23 protein-coding genes are annotated in these 25,138 nt (G+C 57.4%); 8 read left to right on the plus strand and 15 right to left on the minus strand.

Features of this window, described 5'->3' with window-relative positions; genetic code table 11:
* Window positions 1–225 precede the first annotated feature (225 nt).
* Window positions 226–1,713, plus strand: coding sequence for a S10 family peptidase (locus CU103_RS08605; RefSeq protein WP_106663910.1), 1,488 nt, complete (start codon window positions 226–228; stop codon window positions 1,711–1,713).
* Between the two features lie 72 nt (window positions 1,714–1,785).
* On the opposite strand, the gene CU103_RS08610 is transcribed toward CU103_RS08605, so the two are convergent.
* On the minus strand, window positions 1,786–2,046 hold the full coding sequence (locus CU103_RS08610) for a hypothetical protein (RefSeq protein ID WP_146147763.1): 261 nt from the start codon (window positions 2,044–2,046) through the stop codon (window positions 1,786–1,788).
* Between the two features lie 32 nt (window positions 2,047–2,078).
* Entirely contained in the window at window positions 2,079–3,668 is a 1,590-nt protein-coding gene (locus CU103_RS08615; protein WP_106663501.1) for an alpha/beta fold hydrolase, read from the minus strand.
* Between the two features lie 257 nt (window positions 3,669–3,925).
* Here CU103_RS08615 and CU103_RS08620 point away from each other — a divergent pair, with 257 nt between their 5' ends.
* On the plus strand, window positions 3,926–5,179 hold the full coding sequence (locus tag CU103_RS08620; RefSeq protein ID WP_210203731.1) for a helix-turn-helix transcriptional regulator: 1,254 nt from the start codon (window positions 3,926–3,928) through the stop codon (window positions 5,177–5,179).
* Window positions 5,180–5,283: 104 nt separating this feature from the next.
* Window positions 5,284–5,436: a hypothetical protein gene (locus CU103_RS31335; RefSeq protein ID WP_170116998.1), complete on the plus strand. Its 153-nt coding sequence runs from the start codon at window positions 5,284–5,286 to the stop codon at window positions 5,434–5,436.
* A 96-nt stretch (window positions 5,437–5,532) separates the two neighbouring features.
* Here the strand turns inward: CU103_RS31335 and CU103_RS08625 are convergent, their stop codons facing one another.
* A complete protein-coding gene (locus CU103_RS08625; RefSeq protein WP_106663503.1) occupies window positions 5,533–6,000 on the minus strand; it encodes a hypothetical protein in 468 nt (155 codons plus the stop codon).
* Between the two features lie 888 nt (window positions 6,001–6,888).
* On the minus strand, window positions 6,889–7,326 hold the full coding sequence (locus CU103_RS08630; RefSeq protein ID WP_106663504.1) for an SRPBCC family protein: 438 nt from the start codon (window positions 7,324–7,326) through the stop codon (window positions 6,889–6,891).
* A gap of 121 nt (window positions 7,327–7,447) precedes the next feature.
* On the opposite strand from CU103_RS08630, the gene CU103_RS08635 reads away from it, so the two are divergent.
* On the plus strand, window positions 7,448–8,521 hold the full coding sequence (locus CU103_RS08635) for an adenylate/guanylate cyclase domain-containing protein (protein WP_106663505.1): 1,074 nt from the start codon (window positions 7,448–7,450) through the stop codon (window positions 8,519–8,521).
* 742 nt (window positions 8,522–9,263) lie between these two features.
* Here CU103_RS08635 and CU103_RS08640 read toward each other — a convergent pair.
* From CU103_RS08640 to CU103_RS08670, 7 genes are all read right to left on the minus strand, one after another.
* Entirely contained in the window at window positions 9,264–11,225 is a 1,962-nt protein-coding gene (locus CU103_RS08640) for a DUF3604 domain-containing protein (protein ID WP_106663506.1), read from the minus strand.
* 18 nt (window positions 11,226–11,243) lie between these two features.
* On the minus strand, window positions 11,244–12,119 hold the full coding sequence (locus CU103_RS08645) for a HupE/UreJ family protein (RefSeq protein WP_245448676.1): 876 nt from the start codon (window positions 12,117–12,119) through the stop codon (window positions 11,244–11,246).
* Between the two features lie 146 nt (window positions 12,120–12,265).
* The gene (locus tag CU103_RS08650) at window positions 12,266–13,162 is read right to left on the minus strand and encodes a peptidyl-prolyl cis-trans isomerase (protein WP_245448677.1); all 897 of its coding nucleotides are present in this window, start codon (window positions 13,160–13,162) and stop codon (window positions 12,266–12,268) included.
* A complete protein-coding gene (locus CU103_RS08655) occupies window positions 13,163–14,404 on the minus strand; it encodes an alpha/beta hydrolase (RefSeq protein ID WP_245448678.1) in 1,242 nt (413 codons plus the stop codon). It lies immediately after the preceding gene.
* A gap of 74 nt (window positions 14,405–14,478) precedes the next feature.
* A complete protein-coding gene (locus CU103_RS08660) occupies window positions 14,479–14,691 on the minus strand; it encodes a hypothetical protein (RefSeq protein WP_106663508.1) in 213 nt (70 codons plus the stop codon).
* On the minus strand, window positions 14,688–15,500 hold the full coding sequence (locus tag CU103_RS08665; RefSeq protein ID WP_106663913.1) for a DUF2092 domain-containing protein: 813 nt from the start codon (window positions 15,498–15,500) through the stop codon (window positions 14,688–14,690). The genes CU103_RS08660 and CU103_RS08665 overlap by 4 nt, the downstream gene beginning before the upstream one ends.
* A 204-nt stretch (window positions 15,501–15,704) precedes the next feature.
* Entirely contained in the window at window positions 15,705–17,498 is a 1,794-nt protein-coding gene (locus CU103_RS08670; RefSeq protein WP_106663509.1) for an adenylate cyclase, read from the minus strand.
* A 130-nt stretch (window positions 17,499–17,628) separates the two neighbouring features.
* Between CU103_RS08670 and CU103_RS08675 the strand changes: the two genes are divergently transcribed.
* The 3 genes from CU103_RS08675 to CU103_RS08685 all read left to right on the plus strand — a co-directional run bounded on the left by CU103_RS08675 (window position 17,629) and on the right by CU103_RS08685 (window position 20,943).
* Window positions 17,629–17,910 carry a hypothetical protein gene (locus CU103_RS08675; protein WP_106663510.1) on the plus strand — a complete coding sequence of 94 codons (282 nt, stop codon included), beginning with the start codon at window positions 17,629–17,631 and terminating at the stop codon, window positions 17,908–17,910.
* Between the two features lie 422 nt (window positions 17,911–18,332).
* On the plus strand, window positions 18,333–19,847 hold the full coding sequence (gntH, locus tag CU103_RS08680; protein ID WP_106663511.1) for a guanitoxin biosynthesis MBL fold metallo-hydrolase GntH: 1,515 nt from the start codon (window positions 18,333–18,335) through the stop codon (window positions 19,845–19,847).
* 55 nt (window positions 19,848–19,902) lie between these two features.
* Complete coding sequence (locus CU103_RS08685) at window positions 19,903–20,943, plus strand: CobW family GTP-binding protein (RefSeq protein ID WP_106663512.1); 1,041 nt, start codon at window positions 19,903–19,905, stop codon at window positions 20,941–20,943.
* Window positions 20,944–21,200: 257 nt separating this feature from the next.
* Here the strand turns inward: CU103_RS08685 and CU103_RS08690 are convergent, their stop codons facing one another.
* Window positions 21,201–21,989, minus strand: a complete 789-nt coding sequence (locus CU103_RS08690; RefSeq protein WP_146147764.1) for a DUF481 domain-containing protein — start codon at window positions 21,987–21,989, stop codon at window positions 21,201–21,203.
* A gap of 404 nt (window positions 21,990–22,393) precedes the next feature.
* Here CU103_RS08690 and CU103_RS08695 point away from each other — a divergent pair, with 404 nt between their 5' ends.
* The gene (locus CU103_RS08695) at window positions 22,394–22,753 is read left to right on the plus strand and encodes a hypothetical protein (protein WP_106663514.1); all 360 of its coding nucleotides are present in this window, start codon (window positions 22,394–22,396) and stop codon (window positions 22,751–22,753) included.
* A 371-nt stretch (window positions 22,754–23,124) separates the two neighbouring features.
* Here CU103_RS08695 and CU103_RS08700 read toward each other — a convergent pair whose 3' ends face one another.
* Genes CU103_RS08700 through kduI form a run of 3 tightly spaced genes read right to left on the minus strand, consistent with a single transcriptional unit; the run spans window position 23,125 to window position 25,085 of the window.
* Window positions 23,125–23,466, minus strand: a complete 342-nt coding sequence (locus tag CU103_RS08700; protein ID WP_106663515.1) for a cupin domain-containing protein — start codon at window positions 23,464–23,466, stop codon at window positions 23,125–23,127.
* A 12-nt stretch (window positions 23,467–23,478) separates the two neighbouring features.
* Window positions 23,479–24,243: a 2-dehydro-3-deoxy-D-gluconate 5-dehydrogenase KduD gene (kduD, locus tag CU103_RS08705; RefSeq protein WP_106663516.1), complete on the minus strand. Its 765-nt coding sequence runs from the start codon at window positions 24,241–24,243 to the stop codon at window positions 23,479–23,481.
* Window positions 24,240–25,085, minus strand: coding sequence for a 5-dehydro-4-deoxy-D-glucuronate isomerase (gene kduI / locus CU103_RS08710; RefSeq protein WP_106663517.1), 846 nt, complete (start codon window positions 25,083–25,085; stop codon window positions 24,240–24,242). The genes kduD and kduI overlap by 4 nt, the downstream gene beginning before the upstream one ends.
* Window positions 25,086–25,138: the final 53 nt, after the last annotated feature.

The following is a 25,138-nucleotide window of genomic DNA, read 5'->3' on the forward strand; positions in this document are numbered from 1 at the left end:
TTCAACGCGCGCCTCTACAACAGTGCGGGAAAGCGGATCAAGTTGTATTGAGTTCCCTCCTCCAAGCAAAAAGCCATACACTCTGGTGATTTCCTTACGGGAGAGTTGAGATTGTCTTTCCATCGCACCCTTGCATGTCTTGCAGTCGCTTTTGGGCTTGCGGCTTCGCCAGCCCTTTCGCAGAACGATACGCGGCAATATAGTGGCGCGAACGCGCACAATGCGATGATCTCGCAATCTCAGCCGTCTTCCGGGAAAGCAGAACCGCAAACGACGAACGGCGTCGCTTCGACAGGTATATTAAGTCTCCTGCCGGCCGATTCGGTTACTGACCACATCCTAAAGATCAAAACACAGGATCTTGCCTATAGGGCAACGGCTGGCACGCTCGATCTCTTCGGGCAAGATGGCGCGCCATCTGCCAAGATTTTCTATACGGCCTATGTGGCGCGCAACAGACAACCGGGGCGTCCCCTCACCTTTGCCTTCAACGGCGGACCGGGGGCCGCTTCAGCCTATCTTCACCTTGGGCTGGTTGGGCCACGCATTCTCGATTTCGGTCCGGGCGGACACGATGGTACCAGCCCCACCCTCGTGGATAACCCCGATAGCTGGCTGGAATTCACCGATCTTGTGCTGATTGATCCCGTCGGCACGGGCTGGAGTCGTGCAGCAAACGACAGCGTCGCTTCGAATTTCTATGGCGTGGGACAGGATGCGGAGAGCATCGCCAAGGCGATCGCACTCTACGTCAATCACAATGACCGCATGGCTTCGCCGAAATACCTGCTTGGTGAGAGTTATGGAGGATTTCGCGCGGCTAAAGTTGCTTCCGCACTGAAAGATGGCCAAGGTATTCTTGTCTCTGGAATTATCATGCTGTCGCCATTGATCGAGGGGCAGCTCTTGTTTGGGGCGAGCCAATATCCGCTGGGCGCAGCCCTTCAACTTCCCTCACTTGCAGCCGCAGAAATGGAACGCCGAAACACCTTCAGCACAAAGGCGATGGAAGAGGCGGAAGCATTTGCCATGTCCGACTATCTTGTGACGCTTGCAGGACCCGAGCCCTCAGGAAAAACCGCAATAGACTTTTATGCGCGGGTTTCGCAATTGACCGGCATACCCGAAGCGGTCGTGAGCCGCACGCGCGGCTTTCTCACAGACGCTTACGTCAAACACTCGAAGGGCAACGAATTTGAAGTGGTCAGTCCCTATGACGCATCCTTTGCCGTTGCAGACCCTTATCCTGAGTCCGATGCGGACCGAAGCAGCGATCCGGTCCTTGACGGTTTCACACGCGCCTACGGCGCGGCCCTGGCCAGCTACGCCCGCAATGAACTGGGTTTCCGCACGGAAATGACCTACACGCTGCTTGCCAGCGATGTGAACGAACGTTGGGAATGGGGCCGCCGTGGCCCCAATGGCGGCACGCGGGCCCAAGTGAGCGCGACCGGCAATATTCGCGACCTGCTTTCGCTTATACCGTCTTTCCGCGTGCTGGTAGCGCAGGGCTATAGTGATGCGATAACGCCCTATGGGATCAGCAAATATGTCATTGATCATCTGCCGTCATCGCTTGCCGCAGGCCGGGTTGGGCTCAAGCTTTATCGTGGTGGTCATATGTTCTATACGCGGCCAAGCTCGCGCCAGGAACTGAGCTCAGATGCCAGGGCTTTTGTTTTGGCAGCGACTGGAAAAGCGCATGGGGAATAATGGAGCGTGGGGCTTGCACGCTTGACCTTTGCCGGACAAACAATCGCGCATCCGTCTTGGGCCGGTACGCGTTCATTTAATTGCAATGCTGATGACCATGTTATTATGGGTCTGGCAGACATAGCTCGCACCACCCGTCGCCTTCCCCTCGACCGTCACCCGATTGCCTCTTGGATTGAAGGTCGCTGTCGGTGCGGAGACGGGTTTCAGGTTCTTTTTCGCAAGTGCTGTCGTGCACGCGACAACAGACCGTTGTTTCTCGGAGGCGGCCTGCGCGCCAACGCTGAATAAGGCAGTGCAAAGCGCCACCATCAAGACCAGACATTTTCTCATGAGCCCCTCCAAAAGCTTGAGTCCAACCCAATTTATCTGTGCAACATTGATGGCAGCACCGATACAGTCATGAGTGCATCGGTATTGTCACCCTCGGGTATTGAAAATTGAGGAGCCGACATCTCCCGCACACAGGATGTTTTGATCCGGTCTTGCGGATTTGTCAGAAAGTCGGCGACCACGTCTCCACCGCATTTCGTGGCATCAATCACATCATGGCCAACGCCGCGAAACAATACAAACTGACTGCGCCCCATGTTTTTTGCCAGGTCCTCCGCCCAGGTCGAGGGCGTAGCAGGATCATATTCTCCTGCTAGCAGCAGGACTGGAACCTCATTTTTCTGGCGCGGTCCATTTGGTTCGACTGATTTTACAAAGGGCCAAAGCGGACAAGCCCAATTGTAGAAATTATCGCGCGCCCAGCTATCCAACAGCGCAAATTTTTCCGGCCTCGCTGCAGGAGGCATGCGGTCACCGCATACGACCGACAAATGCATACCATCGGCGAACGCACGACTGTCTTCCTTCATGTCGTAAAAGCTGAGCATCTGGGCAAGCGGCCCATAATCCTGATCCGCAGTCTGCCGGATCAACTGCGGTAACATTTCAATCGCGCCCCGGTCATAGAATTGATTGAATATCAATTCCAGAAAGTCGGCTCCCGACACCCGTGTGAAGGCAGTTGAGCGGTCCTCTCTTTTGAGCCGCAGCAACATTGGTTCGGCATCCAATTGTTGCACAATCTCGTTGATCAATGCCTTCATATTTCCAATGCCACCGCGGCAGTCGCGGTGCGCCGCACAATCCTTATCAAGTTTATTTAGGACCCTGTCCAAATTCGCGGCATCATGATCGACGTAGTTAACGTCGAGCGGCAGCGTTGAATCGAGCACTGCGGCAATGATCTCCTGGGGATGATGTTTAAGGACGTGCAAAGCAACCTTGGTTCCGTACGAAATGCCGAACAGCACCCATTTTTCTATTTTGAGCGCCACACGCAAGTCGTGAATGTCGGCAGCGTTCTCGCTGGTATTGTAGGCGGCCAGATCAATCCCCTTGCCGATCAAATCATCGCGGCATGCCTCTACTTCGCGTTTTTGCGCCAGCTCAAAATCGAGGGGGTCGTCAGGGTGTGATATAATTCCATTCCAGACCGCAGGACTGTAGTGTTTCGAACAGCTCAGTGACGGTTCCGACAGGCCGGCGCCCCGCTGGTCCAATACGACCAAGCGGCGCCCGCGTAACCATGCGCCATTGTCGATGAAGCTCCACCATTCTTCGATGTCATCCTTGCTCTCGATCCGCGCGGCTTGACCCGGTCCCCCGCTTAGATAGACAACAGGCTCATGCCGCTCGCGATCCGGCTCGAAAACAACAACCGCCAACTTGATAACGGCGCTGTTTGCTTTGGTACGGTTTTCCGGCACCACCAGATGCCCGCAGCGCATATCGCGATCCTTGGGGACGGTGAACCAGCATGTGGTCTGCTTGAATTCCGCTTGCATTGCAGAAACCGGCCCCGCAATCAGCACGATGACGAGCAGGATGAGCCAAAACAGGCTTCCGGCAGGCGCGGTCCTGTCGGACGGTTGCAGACAGATTTTGGATTTGATCGCGCGCATCGTCACCCCCAATACTCAGACCGCTGTCATTATCCGGTGAAATGGCGGTTTTCGAAACACCCATTTGGGTGGCATTGCCGGTCATCTTTTAGGATGCATCGCAGTGGCAGCGGTCCTGCCGGTTTGTGTGCCCAACTTTAGTGTTTGGTTGTTGCCTCGGCAGGTGACGCGGCTATCTCAGTTGTGCAACTTACGTATATTTGACTAGGTGGCCTGAGGGATTTGTCCCTTTTGGTCTATTTTGTCGTGAAACAACGTTGGGTATTGTTACGGCTCCGCATTGGTTTGCGTATGGCGGCTGGAGGGAAGGCGTGCCGATGGGACAGGACCGCCTGACGGACAGGGTTGGAAGATGGCCTGCCCCCGTCTTCGATGAGAAACGCGTTGCTACTATTGGCAGCGCCGTTGCTGAGGCAATCGACGCGGCGGCGTTAGGGAGCGCTGCGTGGGATGAGGTTCCGCGCGTGCTGGGGGAGGCATTTCCCGGATCACTATGCTCCCTCCTCAATCACAATGTTGCCGAGAACAAACTGAATTTTCAGGCAGTGCACAATATAGACCCAGAATTCCTGAAATCTTATGCGGAACACTACGCTCCATTGAATCCTTGGATCTCCTTGTGGCAGACGGTCGAAAGCGGAACCGTACTGATCGCCGAAAGAGACTGTCCTGCACGTCTGTTCGCCGATACCGAATTCTACAATGACTGGCTTCGTCCGCAAAACATTGAGGCAGCGGTCGGTATCAAAGTCGAAGGATCGCTGCGAGAAGTCATTCATCTTCCCATGCACTATCCCCTGTCCAAAGCTGGCACATATGATCGCGCCGCGGCCGAAGTCTTCGCCCGCATACGAGGACACCTGCGAAGGGCGGTTGATCTTGGTCACCTGCTTCGGAAACGAACCGAGGACGCTATGGCCGGAGCGGCCTTGGTAGAACGTGCCTGCTGCGCGGCTTTTGTCATTGATGGCGACGGGCAGCTGCGTGAAGCGAACCAGCGGGCTGTTGACCTGTTTTCAGAAGGTTCAGTGACGGTGCTGCGGCACGGCGGCGTTTCCCTCGCCGATACCCGCGCCGACAAGCTGTTCCGCAATGAGATTTCCGCGCTCTCCAAAGGGTTGCCGGCGACATTGTCCCGAATTCCCCTGTGCACGGATCACCGTAACTGGCAAGTTTCGCTTGCGCCGCTTCCCACCATGTCAGGGGCTGCAGGCGGCATCCTGTCCCTTTTCCCGATAAGGCCGATGGTCCTCGTCTCTATCCGGGATTTGGATGCGCGCGTCCGCGATCCTGGCGACTTGTCGGCATTTGCCCTACAGTACCGGCTTACTCGCGCCGAAATAGCGTTTTGCGAACGGTTAGCCGATGGGCACTCGCTTGCTGAAGCGGCCGATATGCTCGGCATCAAGGTTGAAACAGCGCGCGACCGTGTCAAATCGATATTCCATAAAACCGGAACGCATCGACAGGGACAACTTGTGGCAATGCTCGGTGTGTGCATGCAGGGCTGATGTTTCAGGCACAATCCTACTCTCCGGCGCATGGTGACCGGGTGTTGGCAGATTGGAACAATGTTTCCAATAATCGGTTATCTCCAAAATAGGAGGCAACGACAATGAGCGAATATCTCTGGGTTCTGGCCCTCGTTGGCGTGCCGGCCGTCCTTGGTGCAGCAATTGCATTCGGCATGATGTTTCGCAGGCGATTGTCCCGCAGCGATCGCGAAGACAGTGCGATCGACAGGCTGTATCACGATGCGAATAAATAGTTGGAATAGTTCGAAGAAAATTGCACGCCAGGAGGCGGCGCCTTTTCCTGCATTCGTTTCCCACACCTGAAGCCGAGACCTTAACTTTGATCAGGGTTAATAGCGGAACGCGGCAATGCTGTGTTCCGCCGTTCCAATCAGTTGAACAACGTTCCATCCGGTTAAAAATCCCTGAATGTTCAGTGGAGCGCCAATTTGAACAAGACCAGTATCGATATTCACTGCCATGGGGGTGGGCTCATGATGCATCAGCAAGAAAGTCGATCCGGCACCCACTCCTATCCAGCCCGCATGGCCATTCGTTGCGGCCCCGAATTCTACTGTCGATGGCTCGCCGTAGGCAACGAACCTGCAATTCTCTAGCTCGAAGACGGGGTCATTTGATGGTGGCGAGAACGCCTGGGATGCGGGATCATCAAGGTTGAGAATGTACATGTCCTCATTATCTGCCTCGCCCCAACCGAAGACCAGACCTGGAAAAGAAACCCCGTGCCGTTTAGCGATAACAATACTGCCAAAAGGGACATTTTTTGCCTTTTGAAAATGACCGTTCGATCGAAACATCTTAACGCCCCCTCCTCAGAAATACTTTTGGGCTGAGCAGTCGTTGGAGCAAGTCTGTGTTTCTGAACGATGCCAGCGCGCGCAATGCTTACGATTGATGTAAGCGTTCAGAGATTGCATCCACGCCAAACCTTTATTGATCCTCGTCAATCTCGCCCCCGGCAGTTTGCAACGAAAAGAGGCTCGGCGGCCCTGGGAAGATATACAGGCCGAGCCTCTTGCTGGGTTTCAACACCAAACTGCAAAACTGTCCTCCCGTCGCCATGTCCAGTCAAATCAAAAAGCAGGTAAGATGTCGGCGCCTTGCGCGTACTCACGAAGTCGCGCCTAACGAGGCGACGTTTTGAATTCCAACCTGTCCGGCCGCCAAGCACAGTTCACCCGCCTTTACCCGCTTCATCCATGGAATTTTGGCTCTCGCGGCCAGGCCAACTGCTTATGGCGTGTGCTGGCTGCCCACGCATGCGCAAAAGAAAGCCCTCCCAACAGCTGACAGGGAGGGCGCCAGAATAACGGTGTTTCCACTCCTATATTTTAGCTCTTAACCAAGGGAATACGCAATAAAAAATGCAGGGCATAAGAAGATTTCCTTTTGCAAGCAAGGGATTCGGCATGTGAAGAGTTGGAGCAAAGCTGACGCCGTTAGGATGCTTTGAGAAACGCGTTTGCCTCAAGCTCCGGTCCTGAAAGCTTTTCAGGGGAGGACGACAACTGGGCGATCTTGACGCCAGCGCGTTCGCACAACGCCGGTTCAGCGGTTGTACGTCTTTTGAACTGGCACCCAAGGTACCACAGTATTGAAGCACTCGGGCGCCCCGTTCGGCGAAACCGAGCAATCGCTCGGCCGCCGGTCGACATCTGTATCCGCTTGCGATTGTCTTCAGGCCTTCACGCATCGACAGGTCTATCCGGTCCCGGGTCGCCGCCAGCTGCGGCGACGGCCAGCCGGCGCAAATAGTGATTCCAACCCTTCTCGTGGCTGGCGCGTTCCTGCTCGTCGGGCAACCCGCCATGGGTGAAGCGCACCAAGGTGCCCCCATCCTTCTCGACAAGGTCGATTTCGATCAGGCCCGACCCCGGCGGCACATTCTCGTGCCCTTCCCAGCCGAAACTGTAGGCCAGGCGGTGGACCGGGATCACCTCCGTGAACTGCCCGCGGGCAGTTTGTGTGTCATTCATGCTGAGGAGATAGATGCCCCCGGGATACGGCTCAACCGTCGCCTTCGTACCCATCCAGCGCAGGATCTTGTCGGGATCGGTGAGGAAGGCGAAGACCGTTGCCTGCGGGGCTGCGATCTCGATCTCACTGCGATATGTCTCGGTCATGGACCTCCTCCCCAGCTAAGGCACTGTCGTACCGGCCAGGGGACAATCTAAGCCAATCGAGATATCGCGCAAGAAACAAAAAAACGTGACAGGTTGCGGGCATCGCTGCATGATGACGCGTATGCAACTGCCATCTGTTCTTTCCTTCCTGATCGACGAGGCGAGCGATATTCCGGACGGCGACGCTTTCCTGACAGCGCTCGCTGCACGGCTTATGGCCGACGGTGTGCCGCTGGCCGGTGGCGCGCTTACACAAGCGGCCCCGCACCCACTCATCGAGCGTCGGACCTGGCTATGGCGCGCCGACACGGGAAGGGTGATTGAGGCGCTGGGTTTGGCCAAGCCTGCCGATCCGGAACATGCGAATATTGCTGGTAACTGGCTGACTGGCCTCGGTAGCGGTCTTGTGCAGGAAGATGTAGTCGGCGGCCCGGCAAATGGTGCCGTGCTGGGCTGGACGTCAGCCCGGCCGTTCAGCGGGTTCGAATCGGAGCTGCTGCGAGAGGTTGCGCGCTTTGCCGCTGCGCCACTTGCCTTGCTGGCTGCGCGCTCGACGCTGGCGGCGCTGCTAACGGCCTACCTTGGCCAGCGCAGCGCGGCACAGGTGCTGGCCGGCCGTTTGCGGCGCGAGCCCGGTGAGACCATAAAGGCAGCCCTGCTTTTCGCCGACCTTCGTAGCTTCACCGAATTGTCGGAGTCGACTGAACCGAAGGAGGTGGTTGCCGCCCTCGATGCCTGGTTTGACCGCATCGCCGGTGCTGTCCATGCCTTCGGCGGCGAGGTCCTAAAATTCATTGGCGACGGCGTGCTGGCGATCTTTCCAATTGGCGAGCGTGACGCTGCCGCCGCATGCGAAGCAGCGCTACGCGCCGTTGTCGCCGCACGCGCCGGTATGGATCACCTCAATCGCACTCGCGCTGCGCAAGACGTGCCGCCTCTGTCGTTCGGCACGGCGCTGCATCTCGGCGAAATGCTGTGGGGGAACATCGGCACGGCGGACCGGCTCGATTTTACCGCAATCGGCCCCGCGGTGAACCTGGTGAGCCGGTTGGAGGGCCTTTGCCGGCCGCTTGGCCGCACTGCTTTGCTCTCGGGCGCCTTTGCAGCGGAAACGACGCAGCCCCTCATCGCACTGGGCCAACACACGCTGCGCGGCATCGCGTTGCCGTGCACGGTGTTTGCGCTGAAGGAGTAAAACGCCGCGCTTCTTGCGCGCTCCCGAGTTCCCAGAGGCTTTTGAGTGATCGACGCGCTCAAGCGGGTTGAGACCTGCCAAGTCGTTGTAGCTTCCATGCTTGTTCGCAAGGACCGTTGCGTCCCTCGATACGTGATCTCGAACAGCGGCCCACGCTGCCTCGCCATTTTCGTCACGGGTGAACCGCGTAAAGGTTTGCCCTGCCAGTCCCCGTTACGCTTCGCCAGGCGATTGACTCGCGAAGTTTCATGAGGAGCACCCACGGGGTCTTGTTCTCGACGCCGATCTCGCGTGACAACTGGACCTTGCCTTTCACTAAGGCGGCAATCTGGTGTCAGTAGGAAGTGCTGACCTTGCGGCCTGTCCTGCAAAGGGGCTATTGCTCAGGGCCTCCTCACCACGAGAATCTGCAGAGCATATTTCCAAGCCCCCGCTCATCATGCAGACGGGATGAACTTCAGCTCTGGCGCAACGGGAGGAAGTAATGGCGTATAGGGGCATGTTCAAGCTCCAGATAGACTACAGCGGATCGACGGCCTCCAAGGGGGCGCGGGAAGATCAAAACTGTATTCGTATCATCCTGAACATAACGGAGACTCTTACCACGAGATATAGGAAGAGTGATCAATGGCGAGCGTGGATGGTTAATGCCACACCGGGCTCGCAGATGGGCTATAACCGTTCCTCCGCGGGTTCGTCTTCGATCGATCGATCGGCCTTCGCTCCGTGCAGTGCTCGCATTTTACCTCGATGGATTGTACCAGATCGGCGAGGTATAGGCCCGTTCCTGCATCTTCATCGTTACTTCTGATGGCATAGTAACGCCGAAGTACTTCGCGTCGTATGCGGTCCAGCGCGGCGTCGGGATTTCGATGACACGGCCATAATAGAATGCACGCTGGGCCGCATCAAATTCAGGGTCCTTCCACACCGCGATTAGCTCAGGCGCACCGATTGTGTTGCTCCACGTTGCATTGGCGATGTCTACCGTGTCACCGACAGGTGGCAGCTTGCCTTCACTGCCCGGCTTGCGATCGCCCGACCATGCCACGTCGTATACCTTTTCATGGACTTCACCGGCTGCGTCCAGCCAACCCTTGACGATCTGGTATCGGTCGAGATTGGCACCAATCGGGTCTTTCAGCGCCGCGACGAGGAAGGTCGGCATCTTTCCGGCGGGAGCCGGTCCAATGTCACCCCCCATCGGTACCCCCTTGGTATAGCCCGCGATTGCAGGACTACGCGTATTGGCATCACTTTCGTCGAAGTCGAAGCCACCGAAAAAGCGGACCAGCATCCGCGGACCAGTCGTGGCGTAGGTCTCGCGGCGCTGCATCGCATCGAAAAGCGCCTCGCGCGTGTTTTCGCTCGCCCATACGCCGGCGTAGCCGGAGGCCGTCTGCTCCCAACCCATGATGACGCGATCGCCTTGCTTCACGAAGGGATGGGAGGCCCGCACTGCGCTCGGCTCGCTGCTCGATGTCTTGCCGAAAAAGTTGTCCTCCTCGACCGCCGTCAGGCTGGTATGGGCATCGGTCGATCCTACCATTCCAAACTTGTAGGGGTTGACGCCCAGCTGCTGCTCGAGCTTGAGGCCGTTCTTGAGAGCCGAGCGGGCATATTCGTATTCGAGCATGTCCGGCGTCTTGGCGACTGTCAGGTCGAGATTGCCTTTGTCCCAACGCTCGAAATTGGCAAACTCGTCATTCGGCGACAGGAAGGGATGGGTCTCGCCATCGCCCTTCATCTGCGTCACCTCATAGAGCCGCTCCCACTTGTTGCGAATTTCCGCATACTCGCGGTCGATCGGAGAATTTGTTCCCGGCTCGATCATCGGAAACATGCGCCCGTTCGACAGATTGCCATTATGGGCGATCGCAAGCACACTGCCGCCAGTCTTGTCTTCGTACCCGGCCATCCACTTCCACAGATCAAGTGGATTGTCGCTTCCAGGCGGTAGAGTTGTGTACGGCACGACCTGACTCGCCCGGTCGCCATTGTCGCGGAAAATGATGTTGCGGTGCAGATTGTTGCCCCCGGTACCCGAGGTCCACTCGTAGCCGATGAAGGCCGTGAAGCGACCGGGCTCATTGGCCTCCTCCGCCGCCTTGATGGTCTGCTGCCAGGCCCCGCGGTAGGCTGCTGAATCAGGCGAATAAAGGATTGGTCCTTTGAATTTGCCAGCACCGAATGCGGTAATAATATCGACGGCCGCCGCCGCGCCCTGCCCGGACTGCATCATGTCGTACCATTTGCGCCCCAGCGGATCAGCCAGAAGCTCAGGCTTTCCTGCCAGGAGATCAGGGAAGAAACCCATATTGTCGGAATGATCCGCGACGACGAGGAAGTCGAGTGGCCGTGAGAGCTTCGCCAGTTGGCCGGATGAAGCCATGATCTCCTCGCCCTTGGCAAAGCGATAGGCGTCCGCAGGGCCAAGCCGTGCGCCAAACGCGCCGGCGTCCATGGAAAAGGATGTATGCAAATGAGTGTCGCCGAAAAAAGGACGCGAAGGGAAGTTGCGTCCTGCCCAAGGTGAGTATGGCCGCTTGACGGGATAGAGCTTCGCGGCCGTATCAGCATCGAATGTTCCGACGTCGGTGGCGACGCTCTCCTGTGCCGAGACCGGGGGAGCGAGGCCGACGGCCAACAGTCCCGCCAATGCGGCTCCACAAAGTAGGCTTGTTCTGGCTTCGACCGTTTTCATCAACTTCCTCCTCCAGCTTCAAAATTGTGGGAACATCGCGTCCAGCCGCTGGACGCTCCAGAACGCCGCTACAACGCCGATCGCGTATGCCGAGCCGACGATGGCCTGTCGCGGAACCATGACGACATGCCTTGCCGAATAGACCGCAGTCAGTAGCACCGTGATGAAGGCGAGCTGTCCAAGCTCCACGCCTACATTGAAGGCGAGCAGCGCCAAGGGAATGTCATCTTGCGGCAGGCCAAGCTCAACCAGCGCGCCCGCAAAGCCAAATCCGTGCAGAAGCCCAAACGCGAAGGCGACTATCCACGGGCTGGTGATGGTCAAGCTGCGCTGACCACGCTCCATACGAACGACCTCTGCTGCAACCAGGACAATGCTGATCGCAATCATCGTTTCGACCGGAGCTGACGGGAGTTTTACCCATCCGAGCGTTGCGCATGTCAGGGTGATCGAATGTGCCGCCGTAAAGGCGGTGACGGCTTTCACCAGCTTGCGCCAATCACGCACGATCAGCATCAGCGCCGTAACGAACAGCAAGTGGTCGAAGCCGAATGCGATGTGCTCGATACCGTGTCGCATATAGACAGTGAAAACCCGCGCACTGCTTTGTGCGGCAGGTATGAGGGCTGAGGGCTCGCTGGGGGTTAGCCGCGTTGTCCATGTATTGCCGTTGGCAAGAACGACATGCACAAGAGCATCGGTCATGCTGTTCGTCAGCCCGTCGATGACGATGTTCTGGCCCGAAAGCGGCTCGGCGGTACGCATGCGCCATGTTTGGACCATCGCGTCGCTGGTCTGGCGGGAAACGACAGCCGTCAAATGCTCGATTTTGCCTGAAAACAGCGCTGACAATGCGAGCCGCGCATCGCCTTGCATCGGTGTCTTGAAAAGCACGCTGAATTCACCCGGGGACTTTTCCACAACGCTCAAGTAAGCAGGTCTTACTTCATGCGCATTGGCCGAAACCGCGCTCAGAAACAGGATGAGCGAGACAAACCAACACCGCCACAGTGGGTTCGACAAGCCATGGAAGAGCCGCGTCATTTCGCGGCCACACTGGGCAGGCCTGGCGATGCCAGCAAGGCTTTCGAGCCTTCATCGTATTGAACACCGTATTTCTTGCGCAGACCTTCGAGATAGGCACGGCTAAGGTCATTCTGTTGGCTGTTGCGCCACTGCGTGACGATGGCATCCCTGACAATGTCGAAGGGACGGGACTCCGCCGGCACGTGTTCGGTTACCATGACCAGGTGCAGGCCGTATCCTGATTTGATCGGCCCTTTCCAGCTTCCCGGCTCCAGTGCGAAGACTTGATTGGCAAATTCCGCGCCAAACATTCCAGAAAGGGCGGAATTCTCCATCCGCTGAAAGTCGTCTCCGAGCAACAACCTATCCCCCGCAACAGTGTCGCCGTTTCCCTTGGATCGCATCTCGGCGAGCAGAGCAGTGGCATCGGCCATGGGCTCCTTCCGCTGTTCGGGATTGAGATAGATTTGCTTGAATGAGACTGTGCCAGCCGTGGCGAAGCTCGCCATATGGCTGGCGTAAAACTGCCGCAGCTCATCCTCCGTGGGTTCGGCCAGCTGGACGGTATCCTCGATCACGAATTTGAGCTTCTGCGCCAGGCGACGGCGGATGATCGTGTCGTTCTCGCCGAGGCCCACCGCCTCGGCCTCCCGCGCCAGCAGTTGTTCGCCGACAAGATCCTTCACCAGACCGCTCAATTCCTCGGCAGTCGGATCGCGCAGCCACTGGCTCGCCCACGTCTGTTTCAGCCATTGAATATCGCCTTCGCCGATGTGTATGGGTTCCGCCTTGTCCGCTTCTGGCAATCGGCCGTTCAGCCAGTGGTAGCCGCCAAACACCACTGCGCCGATAAGCGCGAAATGCAGCAGCGGCTCCTTGGAAAGTACGCGATAGATGTTGGAACTTTTCACCTAGTTGCACCTCTCCGCTGGACTGGGTCCGGTACTGCAGCCCGCTGGGACCGCTGTCTTTGCTCCACTTTTCGGCCCGGTAAGTGCACCGACCTGGTTCGCGTAATTGTCCCTTGTATTTTGATCGACGACGGCTATGGGAGCAGCCAATATCATTCCAGCTGCATTACCTGCCGCGGCCGCCGTTCCGGACGTAGCCACCAGTATCTGGTCGCCGAGACCGATCCTGTTGTCCGTCAGGGTCTGGCCTTCCGAAATGCGGGCACCGATGAGTTGGACGACCTCGGGCGATTCCGCGAACTTGGCGTGGTTGAGGCTGTCGCCGGCTTTGACCTTGGTGAGGTCGATCACGGCGATCTTGTTGTCTTCAAGTTCCTGTTTATAGGGAGCCTCTTCGGGATCGATGGAGCCAAGTCTCGGTATATCTCCCCAAACCCGCCGCGAGAACGCCAGCGCGCGGTCATCGCGGGAAACGAACAGGGTGAACTGCGGATGCTGTTTTCCCATGTCGGCAATTTGCGAGCGGAACACGTCGACATCGACATCGGGAGCCGCCAGCATGACATTCTTGAATTTGGCCGGCAGCTTGCCATTGCGGATTGCCATCTGACGCAGCGACTCCAGAGCGAGCCAGTTCCCCATCGAATGCGCAAGTACCGAGACTTCCCTCACGTCAGGATCACGCGCCAGATACTGGAACAGAGTTTCCAAGGCGTTGCGTGTATAATTGGTGCTTTCGCGGTCATACCCATAGGCGAGCAGGCTGCCTCGCGACGGCCAGGTCACCAGCACGGGCGCACTGTGCACGCCTGAATCCTGCACGATCTGCGCGAAACGATAGACGGAATCCTCAAACCTGTTGTTGAACCCATGAATAAAGACCAGCACGCTGCGATCAGGGCTTTTCCTGACAGAGGCGCTGAGCCATTTCTTGGCCGCTTCCGATGTCAACTCAACGGCTTTCAACGTTGCGAAATCAGTCGCCGGATTGGAAGGCAATCTCTTGGGCCAAGCGACTTCGCCTTCCTTGCGGGCACCCGTGGGCGGGATCGATACGGTGATATCGGCAAACGCTGGTGTCCGCCCGCGCTCGCCGGTAAACATCTCTCCGGGAATCGACGAGCGGCTGCGCGTCGTCGCAACCAGCATATCAACCCTGCTTGATCTAGGAGCTGTGTCGGCGACAGGTAAAAGCACATTTTTCGGATGACCAGCGCACCCTGGACCGAGGATGATCGACATTACGATCAACACCCATTGCAAGCATCCGAAACGGCTGTTGCTCATCCGCATTGGGTGTCTCCGTCGGTAGAAACCTAACAATAGTACACGCCGACCGCACAGCGCCGTACCGTGCGCCGGGCAACACCTGCGACGCTGACGGGGGTTAGCGGACGTCCGACCCTGGCCTCGGCGGTGCCGACAAAGCCATATAAGCTCGGAACCGAGAACTCTGATCCAGGTTCCAGCCCGAACAATCCGACAATTGCGGTCAGCAGAATGACTTTGAGTTTTCTGGACACGGTCATTTGGTACCTCCTACGGCAAAGTGATCGGGAAGTTCATCGATGTTTACGAGTTTCTTCGGGTCGTCGACCTGCTTGGCGTCAGTCGGGGCCTTAAAGCCGAAATCCTGCGCAACGACGTCCGTGCCGGTCTTCCAGTCGCTGATCTGGACGCTGTATTGCGGGGCTTGGTCTACTTGATGGGAAGTGATGACATATCTGCAGGGATAGGGTTGCTCGCCCTGTGCGATCCATATCTGCCAGTCGACTTCCTTGGTCCGGAACGCGAGATGGTCGCATTCGGTGCCGCCAATCACACCGCTGCCAAGGTCCTTCACGTCGGTGACGTCACGCATTAACTCCTCGTAGACATTTGTCAGAAGGAGATCAGCCCCAGGGACGGGCCTTTGGTGCTTGTTTCTCAACTCGTCGATCAGATGATCAATCGTCCCCGGCACCTCGATCTGTGTGTAGAGGTTGTCATCCTTGCCGAGGAGCGTGAGGGTCTTTCCGTCGAAGGTCATCTCGACATTGGCAAATCCCCCGGAGCGCGTGGCGCGGAACTTGTCGGGCCGGCCCATTTCAACCTTGCCCGAGCTTGCCAGCAGCAGCTTCTGGTGATCCTTGGTGACGACCTCAAAATTGGTATCATAAGCGAAAGAAATAGCCTTTTGCTTCGCCATATAGTCGGACATTGCCTTGAGCAGGTCCTTGGCCTCCGCCTCGCCAGCAAACGCAACTGAAGACGCGCTGGACACGATGATCAGGGACAGCGCCACCGAAAAAAGGGCTGTCACAGTAAACTGCTTCGCTTTTCGAGCTGTGTTCTTCATCGAACTTGCCTTCCATTGGCTTCGCGCATTCGCCGACATCGGTCCGGATTGGGAACGCACAAAATGCATTCACGCTTGATCAGGACGACATGGCCTCCGAACGGAAGAACACTACGCGATGCAGGAAGGTAAAACCCGTAACCTCTAGTATGTTACGGGCGGCTCGCGGCTCCGTACCGTGTAGAGTCAAGGCGGGCGACGGCGCTACTGCAGTTGAGGATCGGATCCTTCACTCGGAGAGATATCCGCCTCTGCCGGAATCGGAAGACCCGCTTTGCGAACGCCTGCGATCATACGTGCTCGATCATGAGGTTGAATATTACGGTTTTTGAGTTCTGCCGAGAGGTTGGCGAGAAACTCCGGTCGCATCGCGACAAACACTGCACCCGCGCGCCTTGCATCCTCCGCCATGCCCTGCTGCGCATAGATGACGGCAGCAACAAGGTGGAAGAGGGGGAATTTCTGCAGATTGGCCTGCCGGATTTCGAGCAGAGCCGTATCATAATCCTCAAGCATATAGGCGGCGAGCGCCCGGTTGCCGTGATAATAGCCAGCGCCACCCGGGTTAAAAGCGAGGGCTTGATCCAACACCGCCGCGCCACGGCTCCATTGGCCGCCCATGGCCAGGCGAACGCCGTATTCCCCCATTAGTTCGGTATCGTTGGGATTGGTTGCGAGCGCCTGCTCTCCCACCCGCATCGATTCTGCCAATTGCTGGTTGAAGAACAGTGCTGTCATCAAAGCCTGAAGCGCGCGGGCATTCTCCGGGTCCAGCTCAACCGCGCGCCGCGCGGCCTTGAGCGCGCGCTCCAGAGGGGCGGACGGATCGGATTTTGGATTGTACCCAAACCGATCCTCGTCAAGGTAAATGATCGACAACATCGCCCAGGCTGTCGCATACGACGGATAGCGGGCAATGGCACTTTCCAGACACTCTCGAACGCCCGCATGGCGTTCCACGCTCAACTCGGCACGATAGGCGTAGAAACGAAGCGTGCAGCCGTAAGCGTCGAGATCGTCCGGTGGAGGATTCGCCGTGACGGCCTGCATGATAATGCCATAGGGCTGCGCCACGGCCGTTGCGACCTTGGCTGCGACATCGGACTGAATGGCGAACAGGCCCCGGGAGCGCAAGTCGTCGTCATAGGTTTGCGACCACAAAATTGCGTTTGTCGCCGTGTCCATAACGCGGGCTGTCACCCGCACGCGACTTTCCGAAACACGCACACCACCCGCCAGCAAAAAACGGGCACCAAACGTGCCACGGATGTCAGACGGTTTAACCTCCGGCGGCAAGGACTCTGAGGTCTCCCTGCCGAAGACCTTGAGTTCCTTGAAACGAGGCAGAGCTGTCAACAGTTCCTCGGTAAGTCCCAGTGCATAGAGCCTTGCTTCAGGCTGTTCGCCAAGATTGGCGAATGGTGCAACGACGAGCGTCGGCCCGCCGGGGACAGGTGCAGTTAATGCTCGCATGGATGCATCGGAGGCGGGCCGAACAATGATCCAATAGCCAAGCATTGCTGCGCTAATCAGGCCAATAAAGATCGTCCACCGCCCAGGCCTCAATAAATATTTTGGAGAAGACTCCATCTTGCTGGCAGGAGGCTCCGCCATCGGGTCGTTCCAGGTAAAGAACGGCACATACTTGCCTTTCGGGATATCGATCCGGACGGGGTCGTTTGGACCAGCAACCAGATAATAGCGCTCGAGCGTGCGCCGCAATCGCCCAGCCTCGATCCGCACGACGGGATCATCCTGATTAAAGCCCTCGTCGCGGTTGAACACCTCGACCGCAATCGAGTAGCCCTTTATGCGCTCGGCGCGCCCCGCGAGGGCCTCCTCGACAACATAGCGCAGGAAAGCGTGCGCGTGCCCGGCATTCGGAAATTCCGGGCTGCCAATTATTCGCTCCAGTTGGGCTCGGATGTCCTCGTCAGCAGGCGACGGTCGCGAGGCGCTGGTGATCTGGTCGACCCGAGCATCGAATGGGCCCTGCATCCCTCGTTCCCCCCATGGACAGAAGCGTCCGCATTTTAGGGTATGCTACTGTAACCTACTCCCCAAACGCGGATCCGTCCATGATAGTCGGTCGGCAACTCCGCCTGCTCAAGGAGAGGATGACTGTGAGATGGACAAGGGCGTGGTGGCCGCGACACGGCGCTTTCCCTTCCAAGGTATGGCGATCAAGGAACGCGCCGCCCGTGACGAAGAGTTCCGTGATCTATGCACCGACTTCGCCGACGCAGAGATAGAGCTGCTCCGGTGGGAACAATCGACGGAACTGAAGCGCGACGAACGTTGTGCTGAATACCAGGAATTGGTGACCGATCTGGCGCGAGAGATTGCGGCGGCGCTCGATACCGCCGCCATCATCCCCTTCCACAAGCGATGGCCCAAGCCCCGCCTATAGCCTCGGAAGTATAAGCAGCAGCAATCCCGTGGTGGATACTCGCCTTCCTGTTGGACAAGCAATCAAAATAGGAATGCTATTTCTCACCGACTCAAGCGCCGCTACTACAGCAAGCGCTTCGCCCTCACGTGGGAGAGGGATAACTTGACGCAACTCAAAACGAATTTCCCGAAGATCACGACTGCATGACCGCAGGCATCCGAGCAGCGTAACATACCCGATATTACGGGCGGAGCGGAACCGCAGCGCGTAGAATGTTTGATCTGATGGGCAAGTCGCCCTGACCATGCGGTCGCTATATGACGAACGTCTGAAGCCGAAAGCCTGTTTCGATGAAGTCGATAAATCGAAGTCTTTGCAGGCTGGAGGCTCGTTGTTTGAAATCGACCAGGAACTGCTTCCATCGGCGAGGATAACGCACCATGAAAAAGGAACCGAGAGAAGGACACATCAGGAGCGATGAAGCTGGCGCGGATCAGCGCCCGGTGAATCGCCGCGATGCGCTCAAGGCAGCGGGGCTGGTTGGAGCCGCGGCCCTATCAACGGGGACCGTGATGTCGGCGCAGGCGGCCGACGATCCTTCAACCGCAGCCCAGGCAAAAAACCCCTATGGCGGCGTGCCGAGCGGGGGGATCACGCTACCGCCCTATTACCGTCCCACCCCATATCTCGTCAGCAACAACATCTATTACCCAGGCCGGGAGCCGATCGGCCCCGACGAGATGCGGATATCCTTCATCGGCAGTACGCCGATCCCGGTCACGAAGGCACAGGCCGGCACCTGCATCATGGTCGAGCCGGGGAACGGCAAGCGGTTCTTCTTTGATTTCGGCTCCGGCTGCATGCGGAACATCATTGCGATGGCCGTGCCGTTGCAGACGGTCAACGATATTTTCTTCACCCATCTGCATGTGGATCACTACGCAGACCTTCCCTACCTCTTCGCGTTTGCTCCGTGGATGGGGCGGTGGAAGCCGCTGCGCGTCCACGGGCCATCGGGCCGCACACCCAAGGATGGCATCAAGCACATGATCGAAGGCATGAAGATGATGACCCAGTGGCACACCGACTCGTTCAACGCACTCCCGATCGGCGACGGCTACGAGATCGAGGTCAACGAGTTCGATTTCCGCGACGACAATGGCATCTGCTACGACAAGGACGGCGTCGTCATTCGCCATTGGCGGCGTGCGCACACGAAGGACGGCGCGTCGGCCTACAGGCTCGACTGGAACGGGCTCTCCTTCGTCTGGACGGGTGACGGGCGTCCCGATGAACTCTCGTTGGAACTTGCCAAGGGTGTGGATGTGTTCGTGACCGAGGTGCAACCAGACGTGGCGAACCTCCAGGCGTTGAAGTTCGGCATGCCACCTATCATGGCTCAAAACACGATCGATCAGGCACACAGCCCGCATTACGCGGTAGGATACATGTTCGACCAGATCCAGCCGCGCCTGGCGATGGTCACTCACGTGAGTTACGACGAGGAACTGATCCCGGAAATCGTTGCCGGGATTCGCGTCCATTACGGCGGATTGTTCCAGTTCGGTGCGCCCGACGTCGTGGTCGTCAACGTCACTAAAGATGCTGTCTGGACGCGCAAGGCTGCGCTCCCCGAAGCTGGTAACATGGCTCAACCGAGCCCGAGAGACGCCATCGGCCTGTTCGACCTGAGCCCGACGAATCTGGAGGTCAAGTTTCCAAATCCCCGGCATACGGTCGCCGAGGTGCAGGAGCAGACTGTCCGCGATGCGGAGATTGACCCGAAGAAATACTACCCGCCCGACGTGTATCGCGAGCCGCAACCTGATTTCCCGAAGGACTTCAAGATAGATGTCAGTCAGCTCGTCCAGAAGAAGCTCCACGCGATGCAGGTCAAACTCACGGGCGAGCAGGAGAAGCTCCAGCAAATCATCGACAAGCTTGAGGGCCAATAATGCCGATGGATCACGACATCACGCTGCTGCTGGGAGATTCTGGAAGGGCGTCAAGATGACCGCAACCGATCAACGCCGCACACAGGCCATCCCCCTGACCGTCCTCACCGGATTCCTCGGCGCAGGCAAGACGACGCTGCTGAATCGCATTCTTACAGGCGATCACGGACTTCGGGTCGCGGTGCTGGTGAACGACTTCGGCTCGATCAACATCGATGCCGAACTCGTTGTCGGCATCGAAAGCGAAGGGGATGTCATCAATCTCGCCAACGGCTGTGTCTGCTGCAACATCCGCGACGATCTGGTCGCGGCGGTGACGCGGATGCTGACGCGTCCCGAGCAGCCCGACTACATCCTGCTTGAGGCCAGCGGGGTGGCCGACCCGTCCGGCATTGCGCTTACCTTCATGGACGAAGGCATGCGGGACCGCATCAGGTTGGACAGCATCATGTGCGTCGTGGACGCGGAGCAAATATTCGCGGCACCGGGGATGATGGAATTGAAGCTTCGCCAGGTTGCGTTCGCGGATTTGCTCATTCTTAACAAGATCGATCTTGTCGCCCCCGAAGAAATCGACCGGATAGAGGCATGGCTCGACGACCGCTTCCACCGCTATCGGCTCGTCCAGACGTCCCACGGAAACGTGCCGCTGGAAATCCTGTTGTCCGTCGGTCGATTTGATCCCGCGCAGATCGATGGTACGCCTCGGCATCACCAACCCGATCATCTGACCGATTGTGATGATCCCGAATGTGGGAATCACGTTCATGGCTATCGTAACGATCACGCCGATGCCTTCGATACGTGGAGTTACGAGACCGATCAGCCGCTCTCAATGGACGCGCTGCGGGAAACGGCGCGCAAGCTCCCGGCTAGCATTTATAGATGCAAGGGCGTCGTTCATGCCGCCGAAGAACCTGGCCGACGGGTCATACTTCAGGTTGTTGGCAAGCGGGTGGATATCGCGGTCGGGGATGAATGGGGTGGCCGAGAGCCGCGGACGCGGATAATCGCCATCGGAGCACGCAATGGAGTGGATGGAGCGGCGCTGCACGAGCTTTTTGGCGGATGCAGGTATGCAACGCACCATGTATGACCGTCGTGCGCTCTAAAGTTGAAAGGTAACGCCAGAAAAGGCATTGCACGCGCTCGAACTATCTTCACCGTAATTTGCTGGGCCATGCGCTACGGAGGAACTAAGTGCCGCACGACCATGTCACGATGGGCGAGTCCAACGGCCGCCGAAGAGACTCACCCTGCTTGGGGACTGCCGCCACGAAGTATTTGGTACGTGTCTATGACCTGCCAAGAGGCGAAGAGACCCCATTGTGCCCTCCTGACCCGCGGCATAACTCAGAAATGCATGACGACACCGAAGATCGGCCCCTGCTCAACAATGTCCAGGACAAAACCGTCATTGCTGTAATCGACGCCCAGTGCACGGTAACCGGCGACCGCCGACACCTTTTCATTGAAACTGTAGCCGATGCCGCCGGCAACATCCCAGTCGACATCTGCTCCGCCACCGCCAACCATTCCCCAGCCAGTAAAATAGACGTTGTCGGTGATTGAATATTTGGCGCGTATCCCGCCGAGGCCATCGACCCAAGTGGCACCGTCGGTTCGGTCGACGCCATCGAGAATGCCGCCGGTGAACGAAATTTCCGTGCTCGCATGCCATACCCTCACGCCGGCGACGAGATCGAGATTGCCCCGGTCATTTTCGAGCACCGAGTAGCCGGCCCCAAGGAGCCCGGCAAAGGTTTCGGAGGTCACGTCGACATTCGTTGCAAGAATTCCTCTTGGGGTACCCGACCCGTTCGAAATCTTTGTATACATGACATCGGAAAAGATGCTGTATCGGCCGTAACGTGCCTCGGCGACGGCCATGGCGGCGAAATCGAGATTATCGAGGATATCGCCGAAATCCATGTCCAGATGCACCGTTGGCAGGCCAAAAAGCCCGGCATCGCCGGACATGCCCGCCGCCCAGAAATAAGGGGCGATCGCAAAGGTCCAGCCGTCCCTTTCGGTCTGCTTAAGCTCGGGTGCCATCGGCGACGCGATGTCGGCCGCGTGCACGGGACTCACTACCAGAACACCAGCCGCAATCATCGATACAAATGCAGTAGAGCATCTCATGGCTGTTCCCCCTTAAACAAAACGACTCTGTGTCATGAAGAAGGCAATGTCAAACAATAGACTCTGGTAGGTCATCGTCGCAAAGTACACGTTGTCATCGCGTCGATGCGAAGCCTGAACGCTCGCCATTGCTGCGGATCGGGGACTAACCGCTAGCGATGCAATTGGCGGCGTAACTTCAGTACTTGCGAGAAATCGCCGGCGACAATGACAGTCCAAAACGAGCGTCCGAGCGTTTACCTCGGCAGCTGGCGCTAACGACAATCGCAACATCCGCTTGTCGTGCCGCCGAAGAGGTTCTAAATCGTATCCCGTCTATTTCGCACAGCCGGCTAGCCTCGACTTTGATCATGACCGGCGAGCCGCTTCACATACGCTATCAGTTCCCAAGAGGAAACGTCTCCATGAAAATCGCCGGACTTGTCGCCATAGGAATCCTTTGCGTGTCAACGGTTGAGACGTTTGCCCAATCGGCAGAACAGATCAGGCAAACCGCCATAACCGGTGCACAAGTTTCTGGTGGAGTCGCCCGGATTGCCGCCGAAATCTGCCAGATCGACGCTAAACTGATTGATGCTTACAAGGAACGAGCGCGCAGCGCATATGCTGCCGACCAAAATTTTGAAGGCAACTGGATCATCGGCTGGAACAACCAGCAGGGCGCTGTCGATGATATTTCGAAGTTGCAGGCAAATAGTCACGATCAGTATGCACTTCGCCGGTCGGAAACCTGCGCACGGATCCGTAGCGAAATGAAGTTGTGACAAAGATCAAAGGATCTGAGGCAGGATAAGCCGAACCGACCGCCAAAGGGTTGACTCTTCCAAAGGGTCGCAATTCAGCTTTTGGCCCCGCCTTACGCTGATGTGCCCCTGGCGCAATCGCGATTGGGCTGCTCGGCGTCACCGCTTTTGAAAGCACTTTTTCGAGAAAATCAAGGATGATCTTAACTGGCCCTATACGTCGCGCTGTGGGCGTTCGTCCGTGCATCTGGGCCGGGGCCGGGAAGGTCTCCTGATGCCGTTCCCATTTGCAGGACGAACCAAAGATCCGGCATGATCCCCAGCGGTGTATGCTTAGGGCGATATCGTGGCGGATTTCGATGCGTCTTGCGCTGGCTCTCTGCAAAACGAGGTCATGCGTCAAGGAAATCCGAACGGTGCGGCGTGAAGGTGTCAATCAAGCGGCCTGTTTCCAGTGCTTTGACCCCGTGCAGCGCACCGGACGGGACGATAAAACTCCCGCCCTTGCCAATAACCGCTGACTTGCCGTCTATCGTCACCTCAAAGCGGCCTTCGGCAACGTAGCTTGCTTGCACATGCGGGTGCGAATGCATTGCACCGATTGCGCCTGCTTCGAAGTCAAATTCGACCTGCATCAATTCATCGGTGTAAACAACGACGCGGCGGCGGTTGCCGTTGTCGAGGACTGTCCAGGCCACTTCATCTGGCTGCGCGAACAATTTGGTATTTGACATTTTTTGCTTCTCCTATCTTGCCAGCCAGCCGCCATCGACTGGAATGACTGCGCCATGCATGTAATGTGAGGCCTTGGCCAACAAGAATACGGCAGCATCCCCGATATCATGAGGGTCGCCCCATCGTCCGGCCGGTATGCGGGAAAGAATTGCTTCATTGCGCTCAGGATCGCTGCGAAGCGCTTGCGTATTGGCGCTGACGATATATCCGGGCGCAATCGCGTTGACGTTAATGCCTTTCGCCGCCCACTCGCACGCCAGCAAGCGAGTGATGCCGACAAGACCTGATTTGGAGGCGGTATAGGATGCCACCCGAATGCCACCCTGGAAACTCAGCATCGAAGCGATATTGACAATCTTGCCGCGCCTGCCTTGTGCGACGATATTCTTGGCAAGAGCCTGAGACATAAAGAAAACGGATCGTAGATTGACATCCATGACCTCGTCCCAATCCTCAAGGCTGAAATCAAGCGCGTCGGCGCGCCGGATAATCCCCGCGTTGTTGACAAGCCCGTCAATGGCCCCCAATTCCTGCCAGATTTCCTCCACGACACGGATCGCTTGATCCACATCACTGAGATCGCAAGGGACTTGCGTGAATTTGCCCCCGGTCGTCTCAACCATGCGGGCAGTTTCACTCATGTCTGATCGTCCGACACCAACGACGGATCCACCTGCTCGCGACACTGAAACTGCAATTCCCTGGCCGATCCCGGTATTTGCCCCGGTCACCACAATGGTCTTGCCTTCAAGGCTGAAGGAACTGAGATCCGTCATGCAAGTTCTCCAACTGCAACGGGATCAACATCGGTGTAATCCACATTATCCCCGGCCATTGCCCAGATAAAGGTGTAGTTGGACGTACCGGAGCCGGAATGGATTGACCAGCCGGGTGACAATACTGCCTGCCTGTCGGCGACGATGAGGTGGCGTGTTTCTTGGGGCTCGCCCATCAAATGCACGACACGCGCATCATCCGTCAAGCCGAAATAGAGATACGCTTCCGACCGGCGGTCGTGTACGTGCGCAGGCATGGTGTTCCAAACGGACCCTTGTGCGAGTGTGGTCATCCCCACGACCAGCTGGCATGTCTTTGCGCCTTCTGGATGGATGAATTGAAAGATTGATCGCTGGTTTGAAGTCGCCTGTGATCCCAGATCCACCCTTTTTGCATCATTGATACCAATGCATTTCGTTGGATGAACTTGGTGAGCTGGCGCACTGATAAGGTAAAAGCAAGCGGCTTCCTCCTGCGACACGGATGTAAACCGCACATCGACGGCCCCCATTCCGACATAGATCATGTCCCGGTGACCAAGTTCAAAGCGCTGCCCGTCGACAGTGACAGTGCCGGCCTTGCCGATATTGACCACAACCAGCTCGCGCCGATCCAAAAAATTGGCTGTTCCTGTCGGCTTGATCGTTTTGAGCTTCAGTTCCTGCATGACCGGATTGGCACCACCAATTATCATCCGGTCATAGTGCGCGTAGGTCAGATTTATCTGATCGGGACTAAACAAGTCCGTCACAAGAAAATTGGCGCGAAGCTCACTTGTTCCGAATTTCGATGCTTCCGCGGATGACACCGCAAAGCGCGACGTGAAAAACGTTCCAGTCATACTATCTTTCCTTTCACAGAGGTCATTTCGCCCCGGCCAAATTCATCATCGGC

Origin of the sequence: Phyllobacterium sophorae, from assembly GCF_003010965.1 — a bacterium.
Taxonomy (GTDB): domain Bacteria; phylum Pseudomonadota; class Alphaproteobacteria; order Rhizobiales; family Rhizobiaceae; genus Phyllobacterium; species Phyllobacterium sophorae.

What these genes read in the sequence shown, in the direction of transcription:
- gntH (WP_106663511.1), top strand. Translation starts at nt 18,333, where the DNA reads ATGAAAAAGGAACCGAGAGAAGGACACATCAGGAGCGATGAAGCTGGC.
- CU103_RS08655 (WP_245448678.1), bottom strand. Translation starts at nt 14,404, where the DNA reads ATGTCGATCATCCTCGGTCCAGGGTGCGCTGGTCATCCGAAAAATGTG.
- kduD (WP_106663516.1), bottom strand. Translation starts at nt 24,243, where the DNA reads ATGACGGATCTCAGTTCCTTCAGCCTTGAAGGCAAGACCATTGTGGTG.
- CU103_RS08635 (WP_106663505.1), top strand. Translation starts at nt 7,448, where the DNA reads ATGCAACTGCCATCTGTTCTTTCCTTCCTGATCGACGAGGCGAGCGAT.
- CU103_RS08640 (WP_106663506.1), bottom strand. Translation starts at nt 11,225, where the DNA reads ATGAAAACGGTCGAAGCCAGAACAAGCCTACTTTGTGGAGCCGCATTG.
- kduI (WP_106663517.1), bottom strand. Translation starts at nt 25,085, where the DNA reads ATGACTGGAACGTTTTTCACGTCGCGCTTTGCGGTGTCATCCGCGGAA.
- CU103_RS08695 (WP_106663514.1), top strand. Translation starts at nt 22,394, where the DNA reads ATGAAAATCGCCGGACTTGTCGCCATAGGAATCCTTTGCGTGTCAACG.
- CU103_RS08690 (WP_146147764.1), bottom strand. Translation starts at nt 21,989, where the DNA reads ATGAGATGCTCTACTGCATTTGTATCGATGATTGCGGCTGGTGTTCTG.
- CU103_RS08615 (WP_106663501.1), bottom strand. Translation starts at nt 3,668, where the DNA reads ATGCGCGCGATCAAATCCAAAATCTGTCTGCAACCGTCCGACAGGACC.
- CU103_RS08665 (WP_106663913.1), bottom strand. Translation starts at nt 15,500, where the DNA reads ATGAAGAACACAGCTCGAAAAGCGAAGCAGTTTACTGTGACAGCCCTT.
- CU103_RS08610 (WP_146147763.1), bottom strand. Translation starts at nt 2,046, where the DNA reads ATGAGAAAATGTCTGGTCTTGATGGTGGCGCTTTGCACTGCCTTATTC.
- CU103_RS08625 (WP_106663503.1), bottom strand. Translation starts at nt 6,000, where the DNA reads ATGTTTCGATCGAACGGTCATTTTCAAAAGGCAAAAAATGTCCCTTTT.
- CU103_RS08685 (WP_106663512.1), top strand. Translation starts at nt 19,903, where the DNA reads ATGACCGCAACCGATCAACGCCGCACACAGGCCATCCCCCTGACCGTC.
- CU103_RS08630 (WP_106663504.1), bottom strand. Translation starts at nt 7,326, where the DNA reads ATGACCGAGACATATCGCAGTGAGATCGAGATCGCAGCCCCGCAGGCA.
- CU103_RS08660 (WP_106663508.1), bottom strand. Translation starts at nt 14,691, where the DNA reads ATGACCGTGTCCAGAAAACTCAAAGTCATTCTGCTGACCGCAATTGTC.
- CU103_RS08700 (WP_106663515.1), bottom strand. Translation starts at nt 23,466, where the DNA reads ATGTCAAATACCAAATTGTTCGCGCAGCCAGATGAAGTGGCCTGGACA.
- CU103_RS31335 (WP_170116998.1), top strand. Translation starts at nt 5,284, where the DNA reads ATGAGCGAATATCTCTGGGTTCTGGCCCTCGTTGGCGTGCCGGCCGTC.
- CU103_RS08675 (WP_106663510.1), top strand. Translation starts at nt 17,629, where the DNA reads ATGGACAAGGGCGTGGTGGCCGCGACACGGCGCTTTCCCTTCCAAGGT.
- CU103_RS08670 (WP_106663509.1), bottom strand. Translation starts at nt 17,498, where the DNA reads ATGCAGGGCCCATTCGATGCTCGGGTCGACCAGATCACCAGCGCCTCG.
- CU103_RS08605 (WP_106663910.1), top strand. Translation starts at nt 226, where the DNA reads ATGATCTCGCAATCTCAGCCGTCTTCCGGGAAAGCAGAACCGCAAACG.